The organism is Rothia sp. HMSC061C12, from assembly GCF_001815755.1.
Lineage (GTDB): Bacteria > Actinomycetota > Actinomycetes > Actinomycetales > Micrococcaceae > Rothia > Rothia mucilaginosa.
Map to the genome: position 1 here is coordinate 1 of NZ_KV821870.1, position 2,481 is coordinate 2,481.

General features: G+C 47.8%; 4 protein-coding genes. All 4 read left to right on the top strand.

Going from position 1 to position 2,481, the window contains the following annotated elements; genetic code table 11:
* The first annotated feature begins 34 nt into the window (after positions 1 to 34).
* Positions 35 to 775: a cobalamin biosynthesis protein CobN gene (locus tag HMPREF3055_RS06215; protein ID WP_070738582.1), complete on the top strand. Its 741-nt coding sequence runs from the start codon at positions 35 to 37 to the stop codon at positions 773 to 775.
* Positions 776 to 817: 42 nt separating this feature from the next.
* Positions 818 to 1,195: a hypothetical protein gene (locus HMPREF3055_RS06220; RefSeq protein WP_070738578.1), complete on the top strand. Its 378-nt coding sequence runs from the start codon at positions 818 to 820 to the stop codon at positions 1,193 to 1,195.
* A gap of 87 nt (positions 1,196 to 1,282) precedes the next feature.
* The gene (locus HMPREF3055_RS06225; protein WP_049354348.1) at positions 1,283 to 1,711 is read left to right on the top strand and encodes a hypothetical protein; all 429 of its coding nucleotides are present in this window, start codon (positions 1,283 to 1,285) and stop codon (positions 1,709 to 1,711) included.
* Positions 1,708 to 2,160: a hypothetical protein gene (locus tag HMPREF3055_RS06230; RefSeq protein WP_141758478.1), complete on the top strand. Its 453-nt coding sequence runs from the start codon at positions 1,708 to 1,710 to the stop codon at positions 2,158 to 2,160. Before HMPREF3055_RS06225 ends, HMPREF3055_RS06230 begins: the two co-directional genes overlap by 4 nt.
* Positions 2,161 to 2,481 lie beyond the last annotated feature (321 nt).

Sequence of the window (2,481 nt, forward strand, 5' to 3'; positions counted from 1 at the left end):
TCACCAACCACTACCGCACAAGGACGTACATACTATGAACGCTGCTGAAACCGGAACCCTTTGGGGGCTTATCGTCGCCCTGATACCGGGCTACCGCATTAAGCTCGGCAAACCCACCCTGAATAAGAGGCAGAAGAGGCCCATCCTGGCATACATCTTTTTCTGGCTTGTGACTATTCTCGGGTTTGTCGGTATGCCGCTTATATGGTTGTCTCTTGATGTTGGGGATGTGCAGCCCGGTTCAGAGGATTTTACCGTTGCGATTTCGGGCCTTATTTTTAGCGTCGTGTCTCTTGGCCTGCTGGGTGCTATTCCTCTGAATCACTGCTACGCCTTCTACCTCGAACTACACGAGGATTGCGTGCGGTGGCGTAATTGGCGGTGGAAGGAACGCACTTTCACCTACCCCTCGATTACGTTCGCTCATGTGGAGGAGAACATGAAGAACGGCTTCTTGCGCATCGGCAGTACCGAAATGGGTAAGCGTACCTGCAGCTTTGACCCGTACCAGTTTGATGCGACGATTCTTATGGCGCAGGTGCTGTACCGTGACGATCACGGACACTGGGCAGAAGAAGACGGCCTGGACGTGATGAGTGTGGTCGGGATGTATGGCTCTTCGCAAGATATTTATGCCCAGTTTTATGACTTGTGTGAGACGAAGTATGTGGTGGGTGTGACGAAGAGTGAGCGCCAGAAGCGTCGCCGTAGGGCTGCCCGTAATGAGGCGCGCAGGCTGGAGCGTCAGCAGGCGCGTGAAGCAACGAAAGCCTAGAAATCCTGCAAGGAAAGCTAACTATCTAGAAGGGGCAAACCGATGGAAATTAATTACAAACGCCGCCAAAGAGTGGCACTCATTATTTCATTCATAATTCTTTGGTACATGTTCTTCGTTTTCCCTAAATACTCACGTGATGACAGTGACGGATTCACCGCCACCTGCACCGTAACTAAGGCATATACAAAAGAGATTGGCGGAACAGTAAGCGGCATGAATGATACTAGGCCCAAAGGTGTTTTTGAGACAGAAGAATGCGGCACTCTCACGATGATTGTGCCGCCGGAAGGTCGAAAGATTCCCGAGTACGTTGGGACCGTCAAGCCTGGCAAGAAATATCTATTCCATGTCGCAAACTCATCTTTAAAAAAGGAACGAGATTTTGATACAACCCGCTTTGAAGAAATCAAGGAATAATATTTCCAAGAGGCGGATTACATATAGATTTATCCAACCCCATAATCTATACCCCAGTCCAAATATCCCTAAAGAGAGTTTTTCAACATGTTTATCATAGACTGCATAAAAGATTTTATAAAAGGATTCCTAGAGGAGTTCTTCGGTGATAGGCGCCCAAGCAGTATCATAATCATGACAAGCATCGTAGCAATTATCATTTATGTCCTCGTACGCTTTCCATATGAATTACGAGATGACAGTGATGGTATCACTGCTACTTGCACCGTAACGAAGGCATACACCAGGCCTCGAGGCGGCACGATAGGCGAGCTGAATGATACTGCCCCTGTAGGTGTTTTTGAAACAGAAGAGTGCGGCACTTTGTCAATGTATGAGGCTCCAGAAGGCTGGAAAATCCCCGCATACGTTAAAACTGCTCAGCCGGGTAAAAAATATCTATTCCACGTATTGAATTCATCCACGAAAAAGGACCGAGATTTTGACACAACCCGCTTTGAAGAGATTAAGGAATGACAGTTCGCAGCTCCAGAGCCTGCAGAGAACCTGCCAGACAAGGCGCTGAAAGCAGGAAAACAATGTTCCCATGGATTAAAAAACGCATACCCCCGGAAGCCAGAATTTTCATTAGTCTTGTTCTGGGTATGGGGTTATTGTTTACATTCATGCACTATACAACGCATATCGAAGATAAAAATTGGTACGCCGTATGCACCGTGAAATCAGCTAGAGTTGAAATTGTTGGTGGTCAGGTGTCAAACATGACTGACACTTCTCCCAAAGGTGTTTTCGAGACGATTGAATGTGGCGTTGTTGAAATGTATGTCGCGCCGGAGGGTAAAAATATTCCAAGGTATGTTTCTGAAATTCAAGTGGGGAAGAAATATAAGATGTATAAAACATGGAGCACGAGAAATGATGATAGAAACTTTGACACTCTTCGCCTTGAAGAAATCAAAGAATAACCAGCTCATGAGCCATAAATAAAGCCTCGGGTGGCGCGAGTCTTCAACTCGCATCACCCGGGGCTTTCCATATGAAATCAGCGGACCATTTCGCACCACCCTTCACCTTCAACAATGCAGCAGGGGCAGCCCCCTCATTACAGCCGAGGAAATTGGGTGGTCACACACGGATCTTGGCCCTCTGATGAATGGTTGCCCAGTCTTCACCCGAGCCTTGCACCCAGTTAACCTTCTGGTCAGATACCGTGCGATAGGCTAAGGATGTGCCCACCACCTCACCGGGGCGAGCATGATTCACCAACCACTACCGCACAAGGACGT

Coding starts and splice junctions, on each gene's coding strand:
- HMPREF3055_RS06225 (WP_049354348.1), top strand. CDS start 1,283: ATGTTTATCATAGACTGCATAAAAGATTTTATAAAAGGATTCCTAGAG.
- HMPREF3055_RS06230 (WP_141758478.1), top strand. CDS start 1,708: ATGACAGTTCGCAGCTCCAGAGCCTGCAGAGAACCTGCCAGACAAGGC.
- HMPREF3055_RS06215 (WP_070738582.1), top strand. CDS start 35: ATGAACGCTGCTGAAACCGGAACCCTTTGGGGGCTTATCGTCGCCCTG.
- HMPREF3055_RS06220 (WP_070738578.1), top strand. CDS start 818: ATGGAAATTAATTACAAACGCCGCCAAAGAGTGGCACTCATTATTTCA.